The organism is Roseibium sediminis, from assembly GCF_008711325.1.
Lineage (GTDB): Bacteria > Pseudomonadota > Alphaproteobacteria > Rhizobiales > Stappiaceae > Roseibium > Roseibium sediminis.
Window position 1 is genome coordinate 1 of the sequence record NZ_VXDB01000026.1, and the last position, 19,650, is coordinate 19,650.

Annotated in this window: 20 protein-coding genes; 8 read left to right on the forward strand and 12 right to left on the reverse strand. The window is 58.4% G+C overall.

Annotated features, from left to right (window positions below):
- Positions 1-114 precede the first annotated feature (114 nt).
- The 6 genes from F0155_RS19710 to F0155_RS19735 form a co-directional block, all read right to left on the reverse strand.
- The gene (locus F0155_RS19710) at positions 115-1,305 is read right to left on the reverse strand and encodes a thiolase family protein (RefSeq protein WP_150526283.1); all 1,191 of its coding nucleotides are present in this window, start codon (positions 1,303-1,305) and stop codon (positions 115-117) included.
- Complete coding sequence (locus F0155_RS19715) at positions 1,302-2,723, reverse strand: AMP-binding protein (protein ID WP_150526284.1); 1,422 nt, start codon at positions 2,721-2,723, stop codon at positions 1,302-1,304. The genes F0155_RS19710 and F0155_RS19715 overlap by 4 nt, the downstream gene beginning before the upstream one ends.
- 7 nt (positions 2,724-2,730) lie before the next feature.
- On the reverse strand, positions 2,731-3,285 hold the full coding sequence (locus F0155_RS19720; RefSeq protein WP_150526285.1) for a biotin transporter BioY: 555 nt from the start codon (positions 3,283-3,285) through the stop codon (positions 2,731-2,733).
- Between the two features lie 53 nt (positions 3,286-3,338).
- Positions 3,339-3,953, reverse strand: coding sequence for an energy-coupling factor transporter transmembrane component T family protein (locus tag F0155_RS19725; protein WP_150526286.1), 615 nt, complete (start codon positions 3,951-3,953; stop codon positions 3,339-3,341).
- Complete coding sequence (locus F0155_RS19730) at positions 3,950-4,729, reverse strand: energy-coupling factor ABC transporter ATP-binding protein (RefSeq protein ID WP_150526287.1); 780 nt, start codon at positions 4,727-4,729, stop codon at positions 3,950-3,952. Before F0155_RS19730 ends, F0155_RS19725 begins: the two co-directional genes overlap by 4 nt.
- 109 nt (positions 4,730-4,838) lie before the next feature.
- Positions 4,839-6,245, reverse strand: a complete 1,407-nt coding sequence (locus F0155_RS19735; protein ID WP_150526288.1) for an aminotransferase-like domain-containing protein — start codon at positions 6,243-6,245, stop codon at positions 4,839-4,841.
- Between the two features lie 87 nt (positions 6,246-6,332).
- Between F0155_RS19735 and F0155_RS19740 the strand changes: the two genes are divergently transcribed.
- Positions 6,333-6,932 (forward strand): LysE family translocator, encoded by a 600-nt coding sequence (locus tag F0155_RS19740; protein ID WP_150526289.1) that lies wholly within the window; start codon positions 6,333-6,335, stop codon positions 6,930-6,932.
- A 21-nt stretch (positions 6,933-6,953) separates the two neighbouring features.
- On the opposite strand, the gene F0155_RS19745 is transcribed toward F0155_RS19740, so the two are convergent.
- Complete coding sequence (locus tag F0155_RS19745) at positions 6,954-7,193, reverse strand: YjiS-like domain-containing protein (RefSeq protein ID WP_150526290.1); 240 nt, start codon at positions 7,191-7,193, stop codon at positions 6,954-6,956.
- Positions 7,194-7,285: 92 nt separating this feature from the next.
- Between F0155_RS19745 and F0155_RS19750 the strand changes: the two genes are divergently transcribed.
- Positions 7,286-8,215: a LysR family transcriptional regulator gene (locus tag F0155_RS19750; protein WP_150526291.1), complete on the forward strand. Its 930-nt coding sequence runs from the start codon at positions 7,286-7,288 to the stop codon at positions 8,213-8,215.
- A 2-nt stretch (positions 8,216-8,217) separates the two neighbouring features.
- Here F0155_RS19750 and F0155_RS19755 read toward each other — a convergent pair whose 3' ends face one another.
- From F0155_RS19755 to F0155_RS19770, 4 genes are read right to left on the reverse strand one after another with little or no spacing between them, the layout of a single operon-like run.
- On the reverse strand, positions 8,218-8,793 hold the full coding sequence (locus F0155_RS19755) for a sulfite oxidase-like oxidoreductase (protein ID WP_150526292.1): 576 nt from the start codon (positions 8,791-8,793) through the stop codon (positions 8,218-8,220).
- A gap of 22 nt (positions 8,794-8,815) precedes the next feature.
- Positions 8,816-9,670, reverse strand: coding sequence for a formyltetrahydrofolate deformylase (gene purU / locus F0155_RS19760; protein ID WP_150526293.1), 855 nt, complete (start codon positions 9,668-9,670; stop codon positions 8,816-8,818).
- 16 nt (positions 9,671-9,686) lie between these two features.
- A complete protein-coding gene (locus F0155_RS19765) occupies positions 9,687-10,490 on the reverse strand; it encodes a beta-keto acid cleavage family enzyme (protein WP_208999382.1) in 804 nt (267 codons plus the stop codon).
- A gap of 3 nt (positions 10,491-10,493) precedes the next feature.
- Entirely contained in the window at positions 10,494-11,810 is a 1,317-nt protein-coding gene (locus tag F0155_RS19770; RefSeq protein ID WP_150526294.1) for an aspartate aminotransferase family protein, read from the reverse strand.
- A gap of 248 nt (positions 11,811-12,058) precedes the next feature.
- On the opposite strand from F0155_RS19770, the gene F0155_RS19775 reads away from it, so the two are divergent.
- A complete protein-coding gene (locus F0155_RS19775) occupies positions 12,059-12,475 on the forward strand; it encodes a YcbK family protein (protein WP_150526295.1) in 417 nt (138 codons plus the stop codon).
- Between the two features lie 17 nt (positions 12,476-12,492).
- Here the strand turns inward: F0155_RS19775 and F0155_RS19780 are convergent, their stop codons facing one another.
- Complete coding sequence (locus tag F0155_RS19780; protein ID WP_150526296.1) at positions 12,493-12,852, reverse strand: ArsC family reductase; 360 nt, start codon at positions 12,850-12,852, stop codon at positions 12,493-12,495.
- Positions 12,853-12,958: 106 nt separating this feature from the next.
- Between F0155_RS19780 and F0155_RS19785 the strand changes: the two genes are divergently transcribed.
- The 5 genes from F0155_RS19785 to F0155_RS19805 all read left to right on the forward strand — a co-directional run bounded on the left by F0155_RS19785 (position 12,959) and on the right by F0155_RS19805 (position 19,649).
- On the forward strand, positions 12,959-14,758 hold the full coding sequence (locus tag F0155_RS19785; protein ID WP_208999384.1) for an adenylate/guanylate cyclase domain-containing protein: 1,800 nt from the start codon (positions 12,959-12,961) through the stop codon (positions 14,756-14,758).
- Entirely contained in the window at positions 14,733-15,893 is a 1,161-nt protein-coding gene (gene argE / locus F0155_RS19790; protein ID WP_150526297.1) for an acetylornithine deacetylase, read from the forward strand. Before F0155_RS19785 ends, argE begins: the two co-directional genes overlap by 26 nt.
- A gap of 142 nt (positions 15,894-16,035) precedes the next feature.
- Positions 16,036-17,619, forward strand: coding sequence for an ABC transporter substrate-binding protein (locus tag F0155_RS19795; protein WP_150526298.1), 1,584 nt, complete (start codon positions 16,036-16,038; stop codon positions 17,617-17,619).
- Positions 17,620-17,681: 62 nt separating this feature from the next.
- A complete protein-coding gene (locus tag F0155_RS19800; RefSeq protein WP_150526299.1) occupies positions 17,682-18,656 on the forward strand; it encodes an ABC transporter permease in 975 nt (324 codons plus the stop codon).
- A gap of 9 nt (positions 18,657-18,665) precedes the next feature.
- Entirely contained in the window at positions 18,666-19,649 is a 984-nt protein-coding gene (locus F0155_RS19805) for an ABC transporter permease (RefSeq protein ID WP_150526300.1), read from the forward strand.
- Position 19,650 lies beyond the last annotated feature (1 nt).

Genomic DNA, 19,650 nt, shown 5'->3' on the forward strand with positions numbered 1-19,650 from the left:
ATCAAACTTTCTCAAAAACAAACAAAAATACCCTGTGAACAACACGGGACAAAAGTAGGAAACACCCATGATAACAATGGGATAACAAGGGAAATGAGGACTTTTGACCCTCACCTAGGCAAGGTTGACAGGGGCGAAAACGGCCGCAGTCCCCAATCCCCCTGCGGCAGCAATCAGGGCCAACCCCCGTCGTTTCAAGCCAGCCCGATCAGTCCTCTTTGCGGTCGGCTCTCGGACGAGGTCGGCAAAGAGCCGAACCACGAGAATAGTGCCAGACGCCCCGATCGGATGACCACGAGATAGGGCGCCGCCTCTCGCGTTGACGATCTTCAAGTCGAGGTCGAGGTCATGCACCGTGGCAAGTGCCTGGCTTGCATAGGCTTCCATCACCTCAACGTTGGTAAGACCCAGTTTCATATCCGGATGGCTTTGAATAAGCCGTCTCGCTGCGCGAATGGGGGCAATTGCCGGGCTTCCGGTTTCGCCACCTACCGAGAGGGCTGCCTCAAGGGCGAGCACATGCGTATTCTTGTGCGCAATGGCAAAATCGCGCGAAGTGACCAGTACTGCTGCGGCCGCATCGGCTTCCACCGCGGTTGTTGCCGCATTCACGGCATAGGGCTTTTCCCCCGCAACGACCGGAGCCCGCAACGCCGTTCGCATGTTCAGTGTACGGGTGAACTCGTCGCGGAAGACAGTTCCCTCGTTCATGGGCACGATTTCCCGTCGGAGGATTTCGAGGTTTGCCTGATCAAGGGCCTTTTCATGGCTCGTCACCGCGAATGCGGCTTGCTGTTCCAGATCAAAGCCTCTTTCGGCTGCCAGCATCGCCGCGGCTTCTGCAAGATCCGGATCCGCATAGGGCGGAGGAGCAAAGGGCGGGCGGGTGTATGCAATCGGTTCCTGCCCCTTCACGTCCGGGCGATGCATCCGCACCGGAGACCGGCTGAAACTTTCCATTCCCCCGGCAAGGACACACTGCGCCGCGCCGCTCTCCACCAATCGCGCTGCGTGGATGATCGCATCCAGACCGGAACAGCATTGGGTGTCGATCGTCATTGCCGGAACCGAGACAGGCAGGCCTGCCCTCAGAGCCGCCAATCGGGCCGGATTGCCGCCGCCATAGAGCGCGTTGCCCATGACAACAGTATCGACCGCTTCTGAAGAGACGCCAGCATCTTCAAGAACCGAAGTGAACACGGGCGCTGCAAGTTCATCAGCCTGAAATCTGGAAAGAGCTCCCCCGCGAGGGGCAACCGCGGTCCTGCGGGCTGCGCATATGACTGCCTGTTGGCTGCTGGTCACTGTCGCTCTTCTCCCTTGCTCCCCTCAAGCAGACTTTGCCTGATCTTCACCAGATCGGTTTTGCCGCCTGCTGTCAAAGGCCAGGCCCGCCAGACATGAATGTCACGCGGGGAATAGGCGCGCCCAAGCCGGGCGACACAGGTCTGATAAAGCTGCTCCGGCGACGGATGCATGCCCGCTGCCGGATGAACCACCGCAACGAGTCGCTCTCCACGGGCCGCGTCGGGCAAGCCGAAGACGGCCGCATTTGCAACATCCGGCACCTCTTCCAGAACACGCTCAACTTCTTCGGGATAGATATTCAGACCACCCGAGATGATCATTCGATTTTCTCTTCCAGTCAGAAACAGAAAACCACGCTCATCCAGATAGCCGTGGTCGCCGACCGTCAACCAGCCGTCTCTCCTCCTTGTATCCGGGCCTTCACCACAGACATAGCCCTTGAAGTGAAGCGGGCTCTTCGCCCAGATGCGCCCCGTCTTTCCTGCAGGCAGCGGCGGCCCATCCGGGTCACCAATGCGCAACTGCACCCCTGCAACAGGCCGTCCGACCGAGCCGTCCGGCGGCGTCTCATGAGGATGCAGAACGGTCAGGAAACTCGTTTCGGAAGCTCCATAGAATTCGGCGAGGTTTGCCTGCGGGAAAATGGCGGACATCCTGCGGCGCTCTTCAGCAGGCCATTTGGCGCCGCTGGCCATGACGAGACGCAAACTGGAAACTGGTTGCCGTCTTTCCAGAACAGACGACACATAATGCAGCTGGGTCGGGGTTGCATAAAGCGCGGTTATGGCACCGGAGGCCAAGCTGCTTGCGACGACCTTGGGATCAAATCCATCCAGCACCGTTACACGAGCGCCGACATGAAGCGCATGCACCGCCCCGTATAAATGCAGTGAGTGCTGCAGGCTTCCCACGATCAGCACGTGATCACCCGCGCCAATGCCGAACTCCGCCTCGGTGACATCGAAGCTTTTCAGCCAAGACCCATGCGTGCGCTCAAAGCCCTTCGGCATCCCGGTAGAGCCGGAAGTAAAGCCGATATAGAAGGGTGTATCTTCTGTTGGCCGGGACGGAGTCCGCGCGGGACCACTCTTGACCGTCGTGTTCGATGACAGAATTCGAGCCGGGCAGGTTCGCTCCTCGATGGCCCATCTGCGCTCGGCGGGCCAACCGGGGTCATACACCATTGCCACATGACCGATTCGGGCAACGGCGAGGAAGTCGATCAGGAGGTTCGCGGGATCTCGGCTGCAAAGAGCAATCCGAGACCGCTCGCCCAAGTCCGATACGCATTCTTCCCGCTTCAGAACAGCCGCTTCAAGCTCGCCCCAAGAGATTGTTCGCCCTGAAAACGTCAACGCCGACCCAAAAGGTCGGCGTTGTGCGTGTTGGTTCAGTGTATCACCAACAAATGCCATGGTGGCTTCACGCTCGGGAAAGCAGGGCCTGAGGCAAGCCGCGGGCAACCGTTTGCGCGACGACTGCCGCAATGATGACTTTCACAAAGTCACCCGGCAGATAAACAGCAGTGCCCATCGCAGCCTTGTCGAAGGTCAGGTCCGTCATAGCCACGAGACCGGGGATGCCAAAGCCGTAGATCACGCCGATACCGCCAACGACGGCAGCAATGACAGCCGCTATCAGCACATTCAGCTGACGAGTTTTCTGCATGATCAGGCCTGCAACAAAGGCACCGACCGGCCAGCCGATCAGAAAGCCGACAGACGGTGACGCGAAAACGGCAAGGCCGCCACGACCACCGGCCAGAAGCGGGGCGCCCAACGCGACAAGGAAGAGGAACAGCAGAACAGCAAGGGCTCCACGAACCGGGCCGAGCATGATGCCGGCGAGCATGACGCCGAGAGACTGGGCGGTAATCGGTACGCCGCCGAGAAAAGGGATCGCGATTGGCGGCAAAAGGCCCAAGGCAGCAATCAAAGCTGCATAGAATGCGACCTGTACCAGGGAACGATCAGACATATTCATATTCCTTTTTTGACCACACCGGGCGGGCGCAAGCACCCGCAGGCTGGTCAATCGTTGTTTGACAAACCTTTGCTCCCCCCACGTGCAGTCAGGGCTTCGGCGACATTCTCGGACATCTTCAATGCCTGAAGTGCCAGCGGTGCGATCAACCGCCAGCTTGAATGCCGACCCGTGCGCGCCCTGAACGCATCTTGCAAGCATCCATATACGTTCAGAAGAACGGGTGCAAATCGAATGACGAGGGTGACGGCCAATGCCGGTTTGCGCGGCGATCCTCCAATCCATTTCAGCGGCAGGAAGATGGGATAAACCGCGTCGAGCATGTCATCCATACGGGTGGTGACGGACACAAGATTTGCCATCAGCACCATTGCCGTCAGCCGCAGGACAACGCTTACCCCAGTTTCGACGGTCCCGGAAATGGCGTGAAGACCCAAAATGAAGACCATCATAAAGCCGAACGGGCGCAGGAGCCGCAGCTGGACCAACCCTTTCGAGCCAAGGCTGGCGTAAAGGCCGATCACCAGACCCACACAGGTTGCCAGGATCAAAATATCATCGACCGGAAATAGAACTGCACCGCTGACAAGCAGTACCAACAGCTTGAACCGGGTCGGCAGGGAATGGAGCCAGCTTGGCCCCGGAATCTGGGCGGCAATCACAGCGCATGGGCTCCGGTCTCGGCCTTTGCAGCCCGCCGATCAAGGTCCGCGGCATAGGCAGGCAACACATCGCCCGGCACGCTGTCCATCCTGATCTTGCCATCCTCCAGCCAGAGAACCCTATCAAAATCGGCGAGCGTAGACAGGTCATGGGAGATCATGACCAGCCTCTGCTCAACGCTCTTGAGCTTCTTCAGGATCAGGCGAGACGCCAAACCGTCCAGACTGGTCAGGGGCTCATCAAGCACGAGGATCTGCGGCTCCATGACCAGAATTGCCAGAATGCAGATGAGCTGTTTCTGGCCTTCCGACAGAGAGGCGAACGGCAATTCCGCAAGTCGATCGCAATCGTGCAGTTTCAAAAAGGCGCGCGCTCCCTTTCGGGCGTCCTTTTTGTCAAAGCCGATCTGGGTAAGGCCAAAGGCGATCTCTTCCTCGACAGTCGGGAAAATGGCCTGATGATCCGGATTTTGGAAAACAAAACCGACATGCCTCGGCAGATCGGGGGCGACCTCGGTCGTGGCGGCACCAAAAATGCGAACCGTGCCGCTGTCGGGGAAGCGCAACCCGTTCAACAGGCGAACCAGACTGCTTTTGCCCGATCCGTTCAACCCGATGAGTCCAACCCGGCGCTCCTGCAGTTCAACAGACACATCGTCCAGAACCGTCCGATCGCCCAGTTTCAAGCTGACATTTTCCAAAGACGCGTAGGTCGCGGCGGACAGGTCAAACCTGTGTTCAGGACGAGATGCGTGCTTTTTTGACCAAAATGCCATTCCGCCAGCCTGCTGCTGCCAACCCAAGCCACTTTCCACCCGAAGGCACAAGGGCAGGTGCTTATCACCGGCTTTGGTGCAGCTGTCAAAGGAAAGACCCAAATCCTGCCTAGCCGACGGGATCCCGCCTAAGGGGCTGACTGTCGACAGGGGCTAGCGCTCTGGCAACAATCCCGAGGGCATCCGCGAAGGCTGCATCGCCTGCTATCGAACCAAGTGTGAGGCGCAGATAGGGAGCCCCACCAAGCTGGTTCGGCTGGAAATGCCTTGCGGACAAGATTTTCACGCCCTGTGCATCCAGCCCTGTTTCCAGCATGACCGCGTCGAGGCCTTCGGGAACCTTCAGCCAGACAAACACCTTTTCCGGCCCACCGGTGACAGCTTCTTCGCCGAGCATGTCCAAGACCAGCTGGTAACGGTTTGCATTGGCCCGTTTCTTTGCGGTTATGGTCTTTTCCAATGACCCGTCACGCACCCATCCGGAAATCAGCTCGGCAGTGATGGGTGATGCCATCCAGGTGCTTTCCCCGATCAGGTTGCGTACGTCGCCGGCATATTTGTCCGGCACATGCACAAAGCCGATCCGGCTACCGGGAGAGATCACCTTCGAAATACTGGCAATTGACGCCGTTCTTTCTGGTGCCAACTCGCCAAAGGCTGCGCCCCTTTCCGCAACAAACGGGGTGTAGGGATCATCCTCGATGATCTTCAACCCATGAAGGCGCGCGACCTCCACCAATGACAACCGCTCTTCCAGGCTCATCGTGTGGGTCGTCGGGTTCTGCATGTTCGGCATCACGAACACGCCCTTGACACCATGTTGGCGGGACGCAGCTGCGAGCGCATCCGCGTCCATTGCTCCCATTTGACCGTTATCCCGCCGTGCTGGAACGGGCACCAGTCGGAGGCCGAGATTGGGCGCAGAATGAATGATCGAGGGATAGGTGAACGCATCGACCGCAACCGCATCCCCTGGCCGAAACAAGGCCTGAAGCAGGATCTGGATTCCGTGCTGCGCCCCGCAGGTCAGCGCCACACGGGCCGGATCGGCCTTGAGCCCGTAATAGGAAAAGAGAAGCGCTCCAGTTTCACGATGTGACCGCAATCCCTCAGATGGGACAAACCCGTTCAAACGCTCGATACCCGGCGTTCGTGACAGGCGAACCAGTCCGCTGGACAGGTTGGGATTGAGGTGCGGATAGGCAAAATTGCGAGCAAGATCGAATGCCTCGGCTTCCCCTTCTTTGGGAACCAAGGGCGAAATTGGGGTGCCGACCGGCGCTACAAAGGTTCCGCGGCCGGTTTCACCCCGCAGCAAGCGCCGTCTTTCCGCCTCCGTATAGGCCCGGGTGACCGTGCCCAAGGTTACGCCAAGCTGATAGGCCAGTTCCCGCTGGGGCGGCAACCGGTCGCCAACTGCCAAAACGCCCGCCTTAATGTCTGCCTCGATCGCATCCGCAATGGCGAGGTAGATTGGGCTGTTCGAGGTTTCGAGTGTGGGAACCCATATTGTCATGGGAACAATGTTATCATTGACGGATACAATTTTGCAATTCTATCGTGACTTCACGAAATTGTATCGATTGTATCACGAGCTTATCTCATGGATCTGTCTACCCTTGCTGCATTTGCGCTGTTCGTCGCCATCATGACCGGCACTCCGGGACCGGGAAACCTGACTTTCATGGCGATTGGTGCCGCATCGGGCTATCGGACTGCCTTTCCGGTGATCGTCGCCTCCCAGATCGGCTCCATCGTCTTGAACATGAGTGTGGCCTATGGTCTGGGCGGCCTGATGGCCGGAGGGGGCCCGATTGTCACCGCCTTCAAGGCCCTGAGCCTTGCCTATATGGCCTATCTGGCCTGGCGAATTGTCTCCATGAGCGTGAAGCCGAAGGGTGACGTGACACCACCGACTTTCTGGGAAGGTCTGCTGATCCATCCCCTGAGCCCGAAGACCTGGGCCATGAGCCTGACCGCCTACACCACTTTCTTTGCCGGGAACGGGCTCGGTCTCACAGAGAACGCATTGCTTCTGACCAGTGGATTTGTCTTTGGCGGCATGATCTCCCACTCCCTGTGGGCCTTGATCGGCGTGTCCATCCTGGGGTTGATCGGTGACGGCCCGGCCATGCGGGTCATCACCGTCCTGATGGCCGCTGCCATGCTGGCGGCGACCCTTTGGGCGATGGTGCTGTCTTGAACCTGCCCAAAGCACAATGCGTCACTTGTTGATCAGGTCGATTTCACGGCGCCACCTGGCCTCAAAACTGTCGCTTTGCTCGCGCACAGAACCACAGCCAATATCCTCGAGCAGATGAGTGTCCAGATGCGAAAGGCTGATGCGGGTCCGTTTGGCTTGAGCGCGCGATCTGAAGTGCAGTCGGGCTGCTGACCACAAGGCCTGCAGGAACATGGATAAGCGAGATTGTTGCCTTGCTTCACAGCGATTTCTTGCGGACATGTTCGATCTCCTTTTTTCAAAAGAGATATTTCCGCTGACGAGCTTGTTTTACCAACGAAATCTCAGCTATCATGCATAAGGGAGACTTATGCATGAGTTATGATCCACTGCCGCCGGTGCTTGCGGTTCGCGCTTTTGAATCTGTCAGTCGCCACCTTAGCTTCACCAAAGCCGGGGACGAGCTTGGCAAGACGCAGGCAGCCGTCAGCTACCAGATCAAGGTTCTGGAGGATCGACTTGGTTTTCCTGTCTTTGTGCGCAAGGCGCGGAAGATTGAACTTACCGACAAGGGCATGAACCTCGCATCGAAGGTGATTGGGGCCTTCAGCGACCTGCGCTCGGCCTTTGCCGAGATCCGCGAAGAAAACGACACTCAACTGGTGATCGGCTGCAATGCGACCTTTGCCTCCCGATGGCTTGCCGCGCGGCTGTTCGATTTTCAGATCGCCAACCCGGACCTCGCCATACGGATCATACCGACGGACAACAAAGATCAATACAGCCGGGGTGACCGGGATATCACTATTTCCGGCTGCTATGATCCGCCGTCCGACAATGTGCTGCACAGCCTCATTCCGGCAGATTTTACGCCAATGCTCCACCCGTCACTGGCGGAAAGCATTGGAGGCATCAACGAACCGGCGGATCTCCTGAAGCTTCCGATCATTGATCCGGCAGACCATTGGTGGCCGCTCTGGTTTGCAAAGGCAGGTCTTCCGGATCCGGACTTTGCCAACTGGCCCTCGTCGCGGATGGGGTCACAGGGACTGGAGGCAAGCCGCGCTATTGCCGGCAAGGGCGTTGCCATCCTCACCCCATTCTTCTACCGGACAGAACTGGAAAGCGGCCAGCTGATCCAGCCATTCGACATCGTGGAAAACGATCCCGGGATGGCATGGCACCTGAGCTACCCGCCTGAAAACCGCAGCAGCCGCAAGGTTCGCCTGTTTCGCGACTGGATTTTTGCCGAACTTCGCAAGGATGGGCTGGACCTGCCTCAAGTCGGCGACAAGGCAGCCTGAGGCTAACCGCGGTATCTTTGCTCTTTCCAGGGATCGCCGTAATTGTGATAGCCGAGCTTTTCCCAAAAGCCCTTGTAGTCGTATTCACTTAAGGTGAGACGACGCAGCCATTTGGCGCTCTTCCAGAAATAGAGCCCCGGCACGACAAGGCGGGCCGGGCCACCATGCTCTTCGCTCAAGGGTTGACCATCAAAATGGGTTGCGACAAACGCCTTGCCGCCAACAAGGTCTTCCGTTCTCAGGTTCGCGGAATAATCTCCATCGGATACCGCACTGACATAGCGGGCTTCCGGCAGCGGTTTTGCCAGATCAAGCAGAACGTCCAGCGACACACCGCGCCAGACTGTGTCCAGCTTTGACCATTTGGTGACGCAATGAATGTCGACGGTGAATTCCTGAGTTGGCAGTTTCGAAAAATCGGACCATGTCAGCTGCAGCGGCGTTTCCACCTTGCCATCGACCGTCAAAGTCCATTTTTCCTGCGGCGCGACCTTTGGCGTGCCTGCCGTCATGACCGGAAACTTGCGCGTCACCACCTGTCCGGGCGGGATGCGTGGTCTTTCGTCCTGTTCCGACACCTGACTGCCCTCGCCTGCGATCTCAGGGTGTGAAGACGATCGTCTTGTTGCCGACGATCATCACCCGGTTTTCAAGATGGTATTTGACGGCACGCGCCAGAACGCGGGATTCAATATCACGGCCACGCGCCACAAAGTCATCTGCAGACAAGGCATGGCTGACGCGTTCTGCGTCCTGCTCGATGATTGGCCCCTCATCCAGGTCGGGCGTCACATAATGGGCGGTTGCCCCGATCATCTTCACGCCGCGCTGGTGGGCCTGATGATAGGGTTTTGCGCCCTTGAAGCTCGGAAGGAAGGAGTGGTGAATGTTGATCACCTTGCCGAACAGCCGCTTGGAGATATTGTCGGAGAGAACCTGCATGTAGCGGGCGAGCACCACCAGATCAGCCCCCGTGTCCTTGACCAGTTTCAGGAGCTTTTCCTCCTGCTCTGCCTTGTTATCGCGATTGACCGGCCAATGATGGTAGGGAACGCCCTCGATTTCTGCCGTACGCTTGCTGTCAGCGTGGTTCGACACGATGGCGACCACTTCCGCATCCATCCAGCCCACCCGGATCTGGTAGAGGAGATGCAGCATGGCATGATCGAACTTGGAGACCATGATGATGATCTTGGGCCGCGCCGACCAATCCGCGATCGATGTCTTCATGTCGAAGCGCGAGATGACCGGCTCGATCGCTTTTTGAACCTTGTCCTTGCCGATGCCGTCGGGTGCGCGGATGGCAATACGCATGAAGAAACGATTGCTCACCTGATCCCAGAACTGATCGCTTTCGGCGATATTGGCCCCAAGATCGGCCAGTTCGGTGGTGACTGCAGCCACGATGCCCGGCTTGTCCTCACAGGACAGGGTCAAAACAAACCTGTTCGCCATTCCTTGTCTTCCACTTTTACTGATCGGCCAGAGCCGCCATCAAATCCTTGACCCGGTCGGCATTGTCACGCGCGAGCGCGCCGTCCCGATTCCACAAGCCGTTTTCAAATCCGATGCGGGCCTTGCCGCCCAACCGGATTGCATGTGCAAGACAGTCCGTCTCCCGATGTCCGAATGCACAAACCGCCCAATCAAGGTTGTGCCCGCTATTTTCCGCAGCGGCAACCGATAAAAAGGGATCAAGGTCCTCAGGCGCGCTTTCCTGATTTTCCGCATACCGACCAAGGACATAGAGCACCTGGTGGGAGGTACCCGGAATAACGCCCTGACGAAGAAGTCGGAAGAACCGCGAGACATCCTCAGCACTGTAGAGGATGTGCTGGATGGCGATCCGCTCGCCCAGCGCCCAGTCATAAAACACACGGGCCGCTTCGATTTCTTCTGGCGTCTCACTGTCCGGGATCATTTCCCGAACAGCAATTGAAACCGCAAATGGCCGCACTTCACGCACCAGTTGGCGCTGTTGATCGGGCGTGTAGTGGCCGACCGCCTCGGTGGTGATCTGGACCATCATGCCCGGCACGGCTTCGCCAAGCCCTGCGATGAGCTCGCGATAAAGACCAGCATCCAGCACATGCTTGCCAGCCTCGTCCCGAACATGGGCATGGATCGCACCGGCCCCTGCTTCATACGCAGCGCTTGCCGCCTCGATTGTCTCGGCAACCGTCATCGGCAAAGCCGGATGATCCGCCTTCGTTCGGCGCGCGCCATTCGGCGCGACCATGATCTTCGGCAAATCGGCCGGGAACCGGTCGGTCATAGATCAGAACACCGCCTTGAAGGCCGTGACCAGCTTGTCGGTCACTTCGCCAATCTGCGCCTCGCTCATGATGAACGGCGGGGCAAGCAGAACGTGGTCCCCGCGCACACCGTCAATCGTTCCGCCCATCGGATAACAGGCGAGACCGGCCTCGAAGGCCGCCTTCTTCAGCGCCTTGTTGATGCCACGCTTGGGATCAAACGGGTCCCTGGTTTCCCGGTTTTCCACGATCTCGATGCCCCGAAAGAGGCCGCGACCGCGAATGTCGCCCACATGCGGATGCTGGCCCAGTGCATCTTCCAGCGACGCCTGAAGCTGATTGCCCAGCGGGTGAACACGCTGCACCAGTCCGCCGGTGAGTTTCTTCAAAACGGCTAGAGACGCCGCGCAGGCCGTCGGGTGTCCGATATATGTGTGGCCGTGCTGGAAGAAGCCGGAACCGTTTTCGATCGCCTGATAGATTTCAGCCGAGCACAACATGGCGCCGATCGGCTGATAACCTGCTCCCAGTCCCTTGGCGATGCACAGGATATCGGCGGAAATGCCGTCCTGCTCGCAGGCAAAGAGGGAGCCTGTGCGGCCCATGCCGCACATCACCTCATCGAGAATGAGCAGGATGCCATGCTGGTCGCAAATCTCGCGAATGCGTTTGAAATAACCTTCAACCGGCGGAACTGCGCCCGCTGTCGCACCCACAACAGGCTCGGCGACAAAGGCCATGACATTTTCGGCCCCCAAGCGCTGGATTTCCGTTTCCAGCTCGTTTGCAACACGTTGACCGTAGTCGAATGCAGTCTCGTCTTCCCGCCGGCCGCGATACTCATAACAAGGTGAGATGTGAGAGGTTTCAATCATCAACGGTGCAAAAGGCTCGCGGCGCCATTGGTTGCCGCCGGTTGCCAGCGCACCAAGTGTGTTGCCGTGATAGCTTTGGCGACGGGCGATAACCCGGTGACGGCTGGTTTCCCCCTTCTCCAGAAAATACTGACGCGCCAGCTTGAGGGCCGCTTCCATCGCCTCCGATCCGCCGGAGACAAAGTAGACACGGTCCAGCCCCTTTGGAGCATGAGCAATGAGAAGGTCCGCCAGGTCTTCTGCGGGGCGGGAGGTGAAGAACCCGGTATGCGCAAAGGCAATCTGGTCCACCTGCGCCTTGATGGCGGCAATCACGTCCGGGTCACTGTGCCCGAGACAGGAAACAGCAGCGCCGCCAGACCCATCAAAATAGCGCTTGCCGTTTTGATCAATGACATAGCATCCGTCACCACCCACGGCGACTGGAGGATTGGCTTTTGTATGGCGGGGAAATACGTGGGACATCGCTCTTGCCTGTCAGGCTCCTGGCTGATCGTTGACTGCTGAATTGCACCAAGGTCAAAACGCCTAACCCAACACATACGTTGCCGCCATAGCTTTCCGCTGCGAAATCGTTCGACCCCGTTCAAATTGTATTAACGGGCGCAATGGAAAGCCCGAGCCAAACCCTGACAGTTAACCTTGTTTTTCATGACAATTTTAACGGATGTCCCTCACTGTTCCCCGCGGGGGACAGAGACAGGGATAGGATCATGCGTACCCGTCGTTTCACCATTTTCGTCTTGCTGGCCATGCTTCCGGTCTTGTCCGGATGCGGAACCGTTGCCGGTGTGACCGGGCTCGGCTGGATCACCAACACCAGCAGCAAGGTGAAATACAACGACACCGCCTGGTGCGTCCCGCGCAAGCTGAAAAAGGTATTGAACCGTGTGGCCGCCCGTTATGGCGCAGTCACGGTGCACTCCACAAAACGCTGGTGGCTGGAAAACTGGTGGAAGGGCGGCGCCAGCGACAGCTATCACCTGAATTGCCGCGCCGTGGACTTCACAGTGGGCGGCAACCCGTCATCGGTGATCGCGTTCCTGAAGGCACAGCCGGAGGTCGGCGGCTACAAGCATTATAGCTCGGGCCACTATCACATCGACACCGGCCCGCGCAGAACCTGGTGATCGACCGGGATTGCTGGCTACTTCAGCTCGGCCATTTCCAGCGCAGCTTCCCACGCAACGGGGTCGAACCCGAGAAAATTCTTAGCTTTGGCCTCGACAATCGGGCGCTTGATGGCGGACGGCTGTTCCTGCAACAGGGCCAGTGCTGATGCATTATCCCGCACGGCGTCCTTTACCTCGTCATCCAGCTTACGCCACGTCGTGCCCTTGCGGTTCACGATCACTTCCCAGCCGAATTCCTCGATGAACCCGGCCAGCTTGCCAGCATCGACGCCATCTTTCTTGTAGTCATGGAAATCGTAGTCCAGCCCGGCCTCTTCCAGAAACTTGCGGGCCTTCTTGACCGTGTCGCAATTCTTGATGCCATAAACCTTCATCACTACCTCCATGCCATTCGTTGCGGCAGTAATGGACTGGTTCCCCTTTTTCATGCAAGGGATAGGGCGAGACCTTCTTTGGAAAAGAAGCGGATGGGAGAGCGTTTTGGCGACAGGGCAACAAGGGAGAACCGGAGGCGAGCCACCTGCCAAGCCTGCCAGAAACGCAAAGGACACCGCGCAAAAATCGGTCAGCTCGGGCAATTGGCGACAGCGGCTGCGGCTCTGGAGCGGGCTGGTGCTTTTCGCCTTTTGCCTGACCCATTTTGCCAATCATGCGCTCGGCATCATCTCACTTGAGGCCATGGAAGCCGGAGAGGACTGGCTAGGGGGACTGTGGGACAATCCTGTCGGCGGCCCGCTTCTGCTGCTTGCAGCCCTCACCCACACGCTGCTTGCTCTCTGGAGAACCATGCGTCGGCGGACCTTGCGAATGCCGACATGGGAATTCGTGCAACTTGTTCTCGGCCTCTACATTCCCTGGACGCTGATCCCGCATGTGGCAGCCACCATGGGTCTCGACAATGCGCATGGCGTGGACGTCGAATACCCCCTGATCCTGACCCTTCTTTGGCCGCAAGGCGCGGTCATGCAGTCGATCCTGCTTCTTGTCGTCTGGGTCCATTCCATGGTGGGGCTGCATTTCTGGCTGCGCCTTTATCCGTGGTATCAAAGGAGCCTGCCGTTTCTTTCAGTGGCAGCCATACTCTTTCCGTTGCTTGCCCTGTGGGGCTGGATCGAGGGCGCCCGTCGACAGGCGCTGAATACGGCCTATGTGCCGGACGTCACGCCCGCCCAGATTGATTGGGTCTATGCACAAACAGATCAGTTCCGGGCACTCATATTCGGACTGATTGCAATCAGCCTGCTTGTTGTCATCATCCGCGTCTCCACCCGCAGGTTTCGGCAGACCGTCACCGTGAATTATCCCGGAGAGGTGAAGGTGCGCGCCTATCCGGGCGCTTCGCTGCTGGAAATCAGCCGCATGAATGGCATCCCGCACACCGCGGTCTGCGGTGGCCGGGCCAGATGCTCCACGTGCCGGGTCAAGATCATCGAGAGTGCTGGAGAGCTACCGGCCGCCGAGACTGCCGAGTGCGAAGTTCTCAAACGTATCAACGCGGACGAAAGCGTGCGCCTTGCCTGCCAGCTGCGTCCGAATGCAGACCTGACCATTCGCCCCCTTGTTCCGGTTCAGCAGGCAGCGGTGCGATCCAGACAGACCGCCGACGCCTATTACTGGGGCGTGGAACGGAAAGTCGCCATCATGTTCATTGACCTGCGCAACTTCACCGGGCTGACCGAGCAGAACCTTTCCTATGATGTCGTCTACATGCTGAACCGCTATCTGGACACCGTGTCCTCGGCAATCCGGCAGGAGGGCGGGCATATCGACAAGTTCATCGGCGACGGCATCATGGCCATCTTCGGCATGAATGTTTCCTTTGAAACAGCCTGCCAGCAAGCCCTCGCCGCCTGCCCGCGGATCGAGGACGCGATGGTGGGTCTGAACAAGGATCGTGGGCCCCAGTTCCCGGACCCCTTGCGGATCGGCATAGGCCTGCATGGCGGCTCTGCCATTTTGGGGCGCATTGGATCCGCAGGCGCTGAATCGGCTCACGCGCCGATCACCGCCCTTGGTGATGTGGTGAACACCGCCAGCCGGCTGGAAAGTGAGAACAAGGCCCTCGGCAGTGTTCTGGCCGTCTCCAGCGATGTTTTGAAGGCGGCTGGCATAGAACTGCCTGATGCCGCCGTTTCGGAAATCCTGTTGCGCGGAAAAACCGAGCCGTTACAAATACATGCTTTACGGGACATGGATCAATTATCCCTTGCCCTATCGTCAGGAACGCCGCTCGACCGCAATGCAGGAGACAGGCTTGCCCCACACCCACATCACAGCTGAGGAGATGCTGGCCAAGCTCGTCTCCTTTCCGACCGTATCGGACCAGACCAACCTGCCCCTGATCGACTTTGTCGAGGATTATCTGCGCGGCTTTGGCGTCTCGTCCGTCAAGACCTTCAATGCGGAAGGCAGCAAGGCGTCCCTGCACGCAGTTGTCGGCCCCAACGTGGATGGCGGAGTGGTCCTGTCAGCCCACACCGATGTGGTGCCAGTGGAAGGCCAGACCTGGTCAAGCGACCCTTTTACCCTGACCGAGCGGGTCGGCAGGCTTTATGGGCGCGGCACGGCAGACATGAAGGGCTTTGCCGCTTGCGCCCTTGCTCACGTTCCAAAGTTTCTGGAAGCCGACTTGAAGGCCCCCATCCACATTGCCTTGTCTTATGACGAGGAAGTCGGTTGTTTCGGAGCCCCGCCCATGATCGCGCGCATGGTGGCAGAAGGGCCTCGACCCATGGCGGTCATCGTCGGCGAACCGACCAGCATGAAGGTGGTCACCGGCCACAAGGGTATCATGGTCTTCAAGACCACGATTACCGGCCATTCCGTTCATGCCAGTCAGCTGGACCGGGGTGTTTCGGCGGTTTCAGCTGCCGCTCGTCTCGTTGGCTGGCTGGATGAGCAGACCGCGCGCAACCGCGCCAACGCTGATCCCGACTGCCTCTATGATCCTCCCTACACCACCCTACACAGCGGCGTCATACGGGGCGGCACCGCCCACAACATCACGGCGTCGACCTGCGAACTTACGTCAGATATCCGCTTCCTGCCGGAAGAAGGAGCGGAACGATGGGAAACCACATTCCGCGCCTTTGCGGAACAAGAGGTTCTGCCGGACATGAAAGCGGTCCACCCGGAGTGCGCGATCAAGATCGAACGCCTTGCCTCCGTGCCCGGATTGGTGAGGGAGACGGATGGCGCTGCCGAAGGTCTGGCGCGCCGCCTGACCGGCGACAACAGCGAGAATGTGGTGGTCTATGCAACCGAAGGCGGGCAGTTTCAGGAACATGCGCTTTCGACTGTTGTCTGCGGGCCCGGCTCAATCGACCAGGCGCACCAGCCGAATGAATTTATTGAATCCTCTCAACTCATTAAGTGCGCTGCGTTTTTGGACGCTCTGTATAAAACGCTAAAATAATACCACTCCAAAACCACTTGGAAGGCGGGCTATTGGGTTGTATTGCTAAGTAGTTTCCGTCACCGCAAGACGGGATCAATAAAAGAGACACGCCTTTGCGGACCTCAATAAGGGCGTGCTTTTGAAGAATTGAGAGGGGAAGATGATTAAAAAATCACTGGCTGTATCTGCGCTGTTTCTTGGTTGCTTGGGGGCTTCCACGGCAGGCGCAGAAACTCTGAAATTCGCGTTTCAGGGCACGCTGAACCAGCTTGATCCGTACAGCCTGAACGAGACCTTCACGCTCGGCGCACTCAGCAATGCCTATGAAGGCCTGACCCGCCGCGATGAAAATCTCCAGATCCAGCCGGCCCTTGCCGAAAGCTGGGAGGTTGTCGAGCCGAACCGCTGGCGCTTTCACCTTCGCAAGGGCGTGAAGTTCCACAATGGTAACGACTTCACGGCCGCTGACGTTGCTTTCTCTGCGGATCGCGTCCGCTCTGAAGGCTCCGACCTTGGCACGCGCATCAATGCGGAAGTAAAGGTTGAAATCGTCGACGATTACACCGTTGATTTCGTTCTGCCCGGTCCGAACCCGATCCTGCACTATGAGTGGGACACATGGTACATCATGGACAAGGAGTGGACCGAGGCGAACAACGCCGTGAAGGTGACCTCCGCGTCTGACACCACACCGAATTTTGCCGCTCTGAATGTCAACGGCACAGGCCCGTTCAAGGTTGCGAGCCATGAGCCGGGCGTCAAGACCGTCTATGAGAAGAACGAAGGCTGGTGGGACACGCCGACCCACAACCTGACCACGGTCGAATTCACCCCGATCGGTTCGGATGCAACCCGCGTTGCAGCGCTCCTGTCCGGTGAATTGGACATGGTGTACCCGATCCCGGTTCAGGACGTGAAGCGCGTCAATGACAACGCAGGCACAATGGCCCTGACCGGTCCGGAACTGCGCACCATCTTCCTCGGCATGGACCAGATGCGTGACGAGCTGCTCTATTCCGATGTGAAGGGCAAGAACCCGTTCAAGGACGCCCGCGTCCGCAAGGCGTTCTATCAGGCCATTGACATCGAGGGCATCAAGCGCAAGGTGATGCGTGACCTGTCCACGCCGTCCGCGATCATGATCTCGCCGTTCCTGTTCTCCCGCTCGGGCGAATTCGAACGCTATCCTTATGATCCGGAAGCAGCCAAGGCCCTTCTGGCCGAAGCTGGCTATGCAGACGGCTTCACCGTCTCCATGGATTGTCCGAACGATCGTTACGTCAATGACGAAGCCATCTGTCAGGCAACAGCTGCCATGCTTGCGCGCATTGGCGTCAAGGTCGACCTGATCGCCCAGCCGAAGGCAAAGTACTTTGCCAAGGTTCTGGCATCGGGTGGGTATGACACCTCGTTCTACCTGCTTGGCTGGACCCCGGGTTCCTTCGACAGCTGGAACATCCTTGAAAACCTGACCCAGTGCCGCGACGAAGCCGGCAAGGGCGGTGCGTTCAACCTCGGTGGCTACTGCAACAAGGAAGTTGACGCTCTCAAGGATCAGATCCTGGTCGAAAACGATCCGGAAAAGCGCGACGACCTGATCGCTCAGGCCTTCACCATCCTGCACAATGACGTTTCCCACATCCCGCTGCACCAGCAGGGACTGGCATGGGGCGTTTCCGATGGTGTGACCCTTGCTCAGCGGGCTGACAACCAGTTCCAGTTCCGCTTTGTGACCAAGAACTAATCCCAAAAACCAGCAGGCGTCCGGCAATGCCGGGCGTCTGCCCATAAATATAAAGAGCCGATATGCTTGGTTTCGCAATACGTCGCCTTGCCCAGGCGATTATTGTCATGATCGTGGTGGCCCTTCTTGCCTTCACGCTGTTCCGCTTCGTTGGAGATCCGGTCAACCAGATGGTCGGCATCGAGACATCCATCGAGGAGCGTGAGGCACTGCGTGAACGCCTTGGCCTGAACGATCCAATCCCTGTGCAATTTGCCCGTTTCATCAAGAGCGCGGCCCAGTTTGACTTTGGAACGTCCTATCAGTTCCGCCAACCGGTTTCCGACCTGTTCCTGAAGCGGATACCGGCAACTCTAGAACTCAGTTTCATGTCCGCCCTCTTTGCGCTTGCAGTTGGCATCCCCATGGGGATTTACGCTGGCCTTAACCGCGAATCCTGGGTTTCGAAGCTGTTCCTGTCCGTTTCCCTGATCGGAATATCCTTGCCGACATTCTTTATCGGCATCCTGCTGATCTTCCTGTTCTCCGTCACGCTGCAATGGCTTCCAAGCTTCGGGCGCGGCGAAGTTGTTCAGGTGGGTTCATGGTGGACAACCGGCCTCTTGACCGTTTCAGGCATCAAGGCCCTGATCCTGCCGTCGATCACGCTCGGCCTGTACCAGATGACGCTGATCATGCGTCTGATCCGGGCAGAAATGCTTGAAGTTATCCGGACTGACTACATCAAGTTTGCCCGCGCGCGCGGATTGCCGAACCGTCTGGTTCACTTCCGCCATGCGCTGAAGAACACCCTGGTTCCGGTCATCACCATCACCGGTTTGCAGCTTGGCTCCATCATCGCCTTTGCGACGATCACCGAGACCGTATTCCAGTGGCCGGGCATGGGCCTCATGTTCCTGCAGGCAGTACAGAACGTCGATATTCCGATCATGTCGGCCTATCTGCTGCTGACCGCTTTCCTGTTTGTCAGCATCAACTTCATCGTCGACATCCTGTACTACCTGATTGACCCGCGCCTGCGCGTGGAACGAGCCTGAGGACCCAACATGCCAAACGTTACCAACGAAGAGGCCAAGGCTGAGGTTCCCGTCTTTGCAAACCCGGCCGATACGCCGTCCAAGGGCGCGCTTGCCCGCGCGCTCGACAGCGACATCTTTCATTCCTTCCTGAAGTCAAAGGTCACGGTGGTCGCCGCACTCGGCACGATCATCCTGTTCCTGCTGGCGTTCCTGGCACCCTGGATTGCCCCGCATGACCCGTTTGACCTGTCCACCATCTCGATCATGGACGCCCGCGTTCCACCGGTCTGGATGGAATATGCCGATCCACGCTTCCTGCTTGGAACGGATGATCAGGGTCGCGACCTTCTGTCCGGCATATTCTACGGCATGCGCATCTCGCTGATCGTCGGCTTCTGCTCGGTCATTGCCGCAGCGATTCTGGGTATCACGCTCGGGCTCGTGGCCGGCTATGTGGGCGGGCGGACGGATGCGATCATCATGCGTATTGCAGACATCCAGCTGACCTTCCCGGCGATCCTCATTGCCCTTCTCATCGATGGGGCGACACGCGGCATCTTTGGCGCACTCGACCGGGAGGTGTTCTCCTTCTACATCCTGATCTTCTCGCTGGCCCTCTCCTTCTGGGTTCAGTATGCCCGAACCGTTCGCGGCTCGACCATGGTGGAGAAGAACAAGGAATACGTTCAGGCAGCCCGGGTCATCGGCATTCCTGCGCCGATCATCATGCTGCGCCACATCCTGCCGAACGTGACCGGCCCGGTGCTAGTCATCGCGACTATCAATCTGGCTCTGGCCATCGTGACCGAAGCGACCCTGTCGTTCCTCGGTGTCGGCATGCCCCCCACCCAGCCGTCTCTCGGGACACTGATCGCCATCGGAAACGACTTCCTTTATTCCGGCGAGTGGTGGATTGCGATCTTCCCGGGTCTCGCACTGGCGCTGCTGGTTCTCAACGTCAACCTTCTGGGCGACTGGCTTCGCGACGCCCTCAATCCGAAGCTGCGGTGAT

What these genes read in the sequence shown, in the direction of transcription:
- F0155_RS19750 (WP_150526291.1), top strand. Translation starts at nt 7,286, where the DNA reads ATGAGTTATGATCCACTGCCGCCGGTGCTTGCGGTTCGCGCTTTTGAA.
- F0155_RS19775 (WP_150526295.1), top strand. Translation starts at nt 12,059, where the DNA reads ATGCGTACCCGTCGTTTCACCATTTTCGTCTTGCTGGCCATGCTTCCG.
- F0155_RS19745 (WP_150526290.1), bottom strand. Translation starts at nt 7,193, where the DNA reads ATGTCCGCAAGAAATCGCTGTGAAGCAAGGCAACAATCTCGCTTATCC.
- F0155_RS19765 (WP_208999382.1), bottom strand. Translation starts at nt 10,490, where the DNA reads ATGACCGACCGGTTCCCGGCCGATTTGCCGAAGATCATGGTCGCGCCG.
- purU (WP_150526293.1), bottom strand. Translation starts at nt 9,670, where the DNA reads ATGGCGAACAGGTTTGTTTTGACCCTGTCCTGTGAGGACAAGCCGGGC.
- F0155_RS19715 (WP_150526284.1), bottom strand. Translation starts at nt 2,723, where the DNA reads ATGGCATTTGTTGGTGATACACTGAACCAACACGCACAACGCCGACCT.
- F0155_RS19770 (WP_150526294.1), bottom strand. Translation starts at nt 11,810, where the DNA reads ATGTCCCACGTATTTCCCCGCCATACAAAAGCCAATCCTCCAGTCGCC.
- F0155_RS19740 (WP_150526289.1), top strand. Translation starts at nt 6,333, where the DNA reads ATGGATCTGTCTACCCTTGCTGCATTTGCGCTGTTCGTCGCCATCATG.
- F0155_RS19805 (WP_150526300.1), top strand. Translation starts at nt 18,666, where the DNA reads ATGCCAAACGTTACCAACGAAGAGGCCAAGGCTGAGGTTCCCGTCTTT.
- F0155_RS19730 (WP_150526287.1), bottom strand. Translation starts at nt 4,729, where the DNA reads ATGGCATTTTGGTCAAAAAAGCACGCATCTCGTCCTGAACACAGGTTT.
- F0155_RS19800 (WP_150526299.1), top strand. Translation starts at nt 17,682, where the DNA reads ATGCTTGGTTTCGCAATACGTCGCCTTGCCCAGGCGATTATTGTCATG.
- F0155_RS19735 (WP_150526288.1), bottom strand. Translation starts at nt 6,245, where the DNA reads ATGACAATATGGGTTCCCACACTCGAAACCTCGAACAGCCCAATCTAC.
- F0155_RS19780 (WP_150526296.1), bottom strand. Translation starts at nt 12,852, where the DNA reads ATGAAGGTTTATGGCATCAAGAATTGCGACACGGTCAAGAAGGCCCGC.
- F0155_RS19720 (WP_150526285.1), bottom strand. Translation starts at nt 3,285, where the DNA reads ATGTCTGATCGTTCCCTGGTACAGGTCGCATTCTATGCAGCTTTGATT.
- F0155_RS19795 (WP_150526298.1), top strand. Translation starts at nt 16,036, where the DNA reads ATGATTAAAAAATCACTGGCTGTATCTGCGCTGTTTCTTGGTTGCTTG.